Raw genomic sequence first — 6,107 nt, forward strand, 5'->3', positions numbered from 1 at the left:
ACCACACCACTGAATGGCGCACGAATATCTGCATAGGAAAACTGTGCATTTACTTCATTCTTCATTTGCCTGGCGGCTTCCAATCTTGCCTCTGCCATCTTGAAATTGGCGGTAATATCATCCAGTTCTTTTTGGGTTGCACTTTTTTCCTCAAACAAGACCGTAAATCTTTTCAGATCTTTCTCCGCATTATTATAGGCAGCCGTAGCTTCAGCTATTCCGGCGTTTACCTGAGCCAGCTTAGCAGACAGATCCATATTATTAATGCTCAATAGCAATTGTCCTCTTGAAACCTTATCCCCTATCCTGACATAAATCTTGTCTACATGTCCCATCATTCTTGTACTCAGGTTGGCGCTTTTAACGGCTTCAATCTTTCCACTTGTTGAAATCATGGCAGGACCACCTATTTCACCAACCATTTTTACTGTTACCGGAATAACAGAGTCATTTACTTCTTGCTCTTTTTGATCTTTATTTCCACAACTCCAGACAAGTAGTATCAGAAGTAAAACATATAACTTTTGCATATTTCGATTTTTATTAATTATCATTCAATTATTCTTTTGTTAGAAATTCCATGTAGGCAACCGCAGAATTGTGCTGAAAAATGGTGAAATAATATTCTAATTGTTTTTGGGCATATTGTGTTTCTGCCAGGAGCAGATCCGTCGTTTTTTCCAGACCCTGCGCAAAACGATTGCTGCGTATTCTTAATGCTTCTTTTGATTGGTTTAAAGCGAGGGTTGTAAGCTCCAGATTATTCTTTGTATCCTGAAGCATGCGCCTCGCCTTATTGAGCTCTACCTGACTCTCTGATTTGTATTGCTCTAGTTCCAATTTTGCTTTTTCGAACTCGGCTTTACTTTTATGTGCTTTCCCAAAACGTTTTGTGCCATTTAATACATCCCACCTCAATTCGGCACCGAAGAAATAGCTATTTGCGCCTCCCTGAAACACCTGGTCATCATGTAGTTCGTATGACCCAAAAGCATTTAGCTTAGGTAAAAAACTCATTTTATCTGATCTGTAGTTTTGATAATAAGCCTCCTTGGCTGATTCCATAGCCAAAATATCTTTTCTGTTCTCTGATACATTTTTCAAAGAAAATTGATTGGCAAAAATCTCAAGAGAATCTACCGGGGTTAAAAGCTGGTAGGTAGAATCATTCATCATAACCGAAAGGTAATTTGAGGCATTGTGAATGTTGCTTTTAGCATATTGCAGTTGATTATCAATTTCGGTTAATCGAACTTCTACAGCTAGTACATCAGCTTTTTGAAGATACCCTTGCCTGAAGCTGTTCTCTGCCAGCCTCTTGTTTTCTATTGCTGTCTCCTTTGTTTTTTCCAGCACTTCTACCGTTTTGTAAGCCAGTTGTAATTGCATATATGCTTTTTCAACTTCGAGCATGAGATGGTCCCTTGTGCGCCCGGATTGATATTCCGAAGCTGTCAGCTTAGCTTTTGCTGCTTTACGTTGGTAAAACCCATCAAAATTCAACAAGGGTTGCTGTATCTCAAACCTTGTTGCATAATCTTGAATTTGATCCGGATTATTCAGGAGATCAGGATTAAAGTCGGCTTGCGTTACAATTTGCTGATTTAGTTTAATACCAAATGCCATCAAAGGATTATTCGTAGCAACTCCAGAATGTGAAAGGCTAATATTAGGTAACAGGACAGCATTGGTTTGTCTGTAATCACCTTCAGCAGCCATAATATCCTTTTCAGTGATCTTCAAGGTGGCATTGTGCTCCATAACCCTGTTAATTACCTCTCCCTTAGTAATCAGCACGCTATTTTGAGCATTTATAAAAAACACGCTCAGCATGACCAGTATTTGTAGTGTATTCTTCATCAACTAATTAATTTGAAACAAAATTAGACTTAGAAGAATGTGCAGACAGTAACTAATGTTACCAATAACCGGTAACAAATGTTACAGAAAATTTGAACTGATTTTTCTAACTGGAAAAGAGAATTATAGGTTTAGTTACTTTTTTCAGTTTTGCTAAACGATATTTTAAAGTTTGGTTCCGTAGGATAGGTCGCCGGCATCGCCCAACCCTGGAATTATATATCCTTTGCCGGTTAATTCATCGTCAATGGCAGCGATCCATAAATGCGTATTTTCAGGGAAAACACTTTTTACATATGCAATCCCAGCTTTAGAGCCAATAACAGAAATGATGTGTATCTGTTTGGGTTGGCCATGGCTTTTTAAGGCGTTTAATACATTTTCTAAAGTTTTCCCGGTAGCCAGCATAGGGTCTGTTAGTATCAGGGTTTTACCCCCTAAAGCCGGGGCGGCAAAATATTTAACAATAACATCAAAGTCGTTATCCCCGTTTGGGTGGTGCCTATAAGCTGAAATAAATGCGTTTTCCGCTTTATCAAAGTAATTTATTAACCCACGATGTAAGGGTAAACCGGCTCTTAATACGGAACACAATACAAGATTATTTATGGGTAATGACATAGCCTTATGACCAAAGGGCGTCTGTACTGTATTAACTTTATAATTCAGGGTTTTGCTTAATTCATAGCTCAAGATTTCCCCAATTCGTTCAATATTTCTTCGGAAACGCATGGAATCCTTTTGGATATTTACATCTCTCAGTTCTGCGACGAATTGATCTAGCAAGGAATTTTCAGCTCCAAAATTATGAATGATCATAAATAAAAATTTGTTGGAATCTCTTTTGATTTGGTCCTAACGGACAAAACCTTATTCTCTTTACCGAGGATAATTATGTTGATTTAAATATAATGAAAATCAACTTACAGTTTTATAAACTTAAAAAGTTTAATGTTTTAGAATGACAAAACCGAGGTAATTATATAAGCATTTAACCTCCCGGTTACCAGTTTTAAATGACTAGATCTTAATTTGAACATGATTGATTAATTTCCTCTATAAAATCCACAATAATTTGAAGCAAAGTAACATTTGTTACATGTACTTCATTAAATAAATTCTTAATTTTATTACTTTGGATATAAACTAATCTAATGAAAAGACGAAACTTTGTTAAAAGGGCAACTTTAGGCTCCATGGCATCGGTTATAGGTGCGGATATTGTATTTGGTTCGGTTCTTCCAGAAGGCTATAAACCACTGGCTCTACAGGACCCTGACCCTTTTAAAATGTTCAATAAGGACACGGGAATGGAAGTGCTAAACGACAAGCCCTGGAATATAGAAGCCAAAGCCCACCTTCTGGATGACAAAATAACGCCTAACAAGTTTATGTTTATTCGAAATAATGGCTTAATCCCTGAAAATATAGATGCAGACAAATGGACTTTAGAATTTGACGGAGAGTCTGTAGCTCAGAAGAAAACATATACTCTGGCGGAATTGAAATCCAAATTTCCGCAATATACTTATGAACTAACACTGGAATGTGGTGGTAACGGCAGAAGTGAATTCGACCCCCCTGCAAAAGGAAACCAATGGACGATTGGGGCTGTTTCATGTGCCAGCTGGACTGGTATTAGGCTAAAAGACGTTCTGGAAGATGTTGGAATTAAAGATGATGCAGTTTACATTGGATATCACGCGGCCGATGTACATTTAAGCAGGGATCCCGGGAAAGAGCCAATTTCGCGAGGTGCTCCAATGGCAAAGGCACTTCAGGAAGAAACCCTTCTCGCTTTTAAAATGAACAATGAAGATATTCCCATTGCACATGGCTATCCCTTAAGACTGGTTGCAGGAGGCTGGCCGGCTTCGGTTTCAGGAAAATGGATTAACAGAATAAGCATTCGAAATAAGGTTCACGATGGTACTAAAATGACCGGTACGGCATATAGAGTTCCATGTAATCCGGTGGCGCCCGGAGAGAAGGTTAAAGATGAAGACATGTGTATAATTGAATCTATGCCCGTAAAATCATTAATTACCTATCCAAAATCGGGAGCTATGATTAATGAAGGTGAAAAACTGGATATCCGCGGACATGCCTGGGCCGGAGAACTTGAAGTAGAACGAATGGAATATTCTATAGATTTTGGTTCAACATGGCAAAGCTGCCCCATAGAAAAACCCTCAAACAGATTGGCATGGCAACATTTTAGCGCCTCAATAGACTTTCCAAAGAAAGGTTATTATGAAATATGGGCAAGAGCCACAGATTCGCGAGGTGCTAGTCAACCCATGCTTTTACCGGGCTGGAATCCAAAAGGGTACCTTAATAACGCATGTCATAGAATCGCAATAAAGGTTACATAAATGCAGGAGCACGCTAAGTTTAAACAGCAGGTAAAAGCCATCTATAGACTTATGGCTGGTTTATTCGGTTTATTCATTGTGGCTGCAATCGGAATCCTCTTATTGGTTTCGAATCCTGACTGGACAAGAAAAAAAGCAACTGAAGTTGAGTCTGAATATGTCGCTATCCCCGAAGTGGACGATTTTGACAAGATTGAAAATGGCATACATGTCAGAACCGGGCTCATTGAAGCCGACGGATTAATGACCGTAGTAAATAATTGTACTAACTGCCATTCTGCAAAACTGGTCACCCAAAACAGAATGAATGCAGAACGTTGGATAGCTACCATAAAATGGATGCAGGAAACCCAAAATTTATGGGATTTAGGTAAAAATGAGGAAATAATTGTAAACTATCTGGTCACCAATTACCCCGCAAAGAAGAAAGGAAGACGTGAAGTATTATCAAATATTGAGTGGTATGATCTTGAGGATTAGTCTTTGCACCGCCTTCTATATTTTACTTCTCTCCTGTAAAGGAATCAATGAAACAGAAAACATTGTCCTAACAAATTATGCTTCTATAGAACATCTTATTGAGGCAAAAGAACTAGAAACAATATTGAAAGAATCAAATACAAAAATAGTTGATTTCAGAAGTCCTGAGAATTATCAGGCAGGGCATATAAATGGATCTATAAATATATGGCGTACTGATATTTCCGATAATTCACTGCCTTACGAAGGAATGAGAGCAGATAGGAAACAAATTGAATTGCTATTTGGGAGGTTAGGTATAGAAAATGATGATCTGATTATAGTATATGATGATAAAGGATCGTCTGATGCAGCCCGTTTATGGTGTATCTTAGAGGCTTTTAATTTTGATTCGGTAAAGATATTAAATGGCGGCTTAAAGAGTTGGGAAAGTATGGGTGGTAAACTTACGAAAGAGCTATACACATATACCCCTAGTCAGTTCCAATTTTCTGAAAAGAGTAATGAAAATCTGTGGATTGATAAAGAAGAACTCAGGGGTTTATTTAGTGATGTGCACAGCAATATTACTATCGTGGACACCCGTAATGCCGAAGAATACAGCGGAATCCTAAAGAAAAAAGGTGCTTCCAAAGCGGGCAGAATACCAGGAAGTATTCATATAGATTGGGCAGAAGCAGTTGATCCTGAACACAGCAAAAAGTTTAGATCTATTGAAGAATTACAAAAGATCTATAATGGTTTGGAAATGAACATAAAAGATACAGTCATTGTTTATTGTCATTCCGGTTACAGATCATCTTTAACTACCTATGTATTAAAAGAATTGATGGGTTTTGAAAATGTCAGAAATTATGATGGATCCTGGGTAGAATGGAGTTATTTTAATGATTTACCTTATGAAAAAGATAGTTTAATATTATAAAATAAATAGTTATGGAAAAATATATCGATGCTTTTGTCTCAGCTTTTACAGGAAGTGTGCAATGGACCTGGAAGTCCATCCTGTTTGATGTGCCCTGGTATACCAATTATTTTTGGGGACTGGTGGCCATTTCTTTAGTAGTCTGGATTCTGGAAATTATTTTCCCCTGGCGGAAAGACCAATCTATTTTTAGAAAAGATTTTTGGTTGGATGCTTTTTACATGTTCTTTAACTTTTTCATGTTCGCCATAGCCATTAGTGGATTCTATAAATTATTGGAAGCCTTGTTCAGTGATTTGGGTATTACCTCTAAAAGTCTTGCTATTGTAGATATCTCGTCTTACCCCATGTGGTTGCAATTGCTTTTGTTTTTTATTGTTCTGGATTTTGTACAATGGTTTACGCACATACTCCTTCACAAATATTCCTTCTTATGGAATTTTCATAAAGTACACCATTCTGTTAAG

Annotated in this window: 7 protein-coding genes; 4 read left to right on the top strand and 3 right to left on the bottom strand. The window is 37.6% G+C overall.

The genetic code is table 11. The annotated features are described in order from the left end of the window. From Q0X89_RS15055 to upp, 3 genes are all read right to left on the bottom strand, one after another. A partial coding sequence (locus Q0X89_RS15055; protein ID WP_297695636.1) for an efflux RND transporter periplasmic adaptor subunit occupies window positions 1-530 on the bottom strand: 530 nt, incomplete at its 3' end. 28 nt (window positions 531-558) lie between these two features. Continuing rightward, window positions 559-1,860: a TolC family protein gene (locus Q0X89_RS15060; RefSeq protein ID WP_297695638.1), complete on the bottom strand. Its 1,302-nt coding sequence runs from the start codon at window positions 1,858-1,860 to the stop codon at window positions 559-561. 165 nt (window positions 1,861-2,025) lie between these two features. After that, on the bottom strand, window positions 2,026-2,679 hold the full coding sequence (gene upp / locus Q0X89_RS15065; protein ID WP_297695640.1) for a uracil phosphoribosyltransferase: 654 nt from the start codon (window positions 2,677-2,679) through the stop codon (window positions 2,026-2,028). Between the two features lie 335 nt (window positions 2,680-3,014). On the opposite strand from upp, the gene Q0X89_RS15070 reads away from it, so the two are divergent. The 4 genes from Q0X89_RS15070 to Q0X89_RS15085 all read left to right on the top strand — a co-directional run. After that, window positions 3,015-4,235 carry a sulfite oxidase gene (locus Q0X89_RS15070; protein WP_297695642.1) on the top strand — a complete coding sequence of 407 codons (1,221 nt, stop codon included), beginning with the start codon at window positions 3,015-3,017 and terminating at the stop codon, window positions 4,233-4,235. Further along, window positions 4,236-4,715 (top strand): monoheme cytochrome C, encoded by a 480-nt coding sequence (locus Q0X89_RS15075; protein WP_297695644.1) that lies wholly within the window; start codon window positions 4,236-4,238, stop codon window positions 4,713-4,715. After that, entirely contained in the window at window positions 4,699-5,640 is a 942-nt protein-coding gene (locus Q0X89_RS15080; RefSeq protein WP_297695646.1) for a sulfurtransferase, read from the top strand. The genes Q0X89_RS15075 and Q0X89_RS15080 overlap by 17 nt, the downstream gene beginning before the upstream one ends. A gap of 11 nt (window positions 5,641-5,651) precedes the next feature. After that, window positions 5,652-6,107, top strand: a 456-nt coding sequence (locus Q0X89_RS15085; protein ID WP_367177069.1) for a sterol desaturase family protein, incomplete at its 3' end; no start/stop codon positions are given.

This window comes from uncultured Eudoraea sp. (assembly GCF_947258525.1).
GTDB lineage: Bacteria > Bacteroidota > Bacteroidia > Flavobacteriales > Flavobacteriaceae > Eudoraea.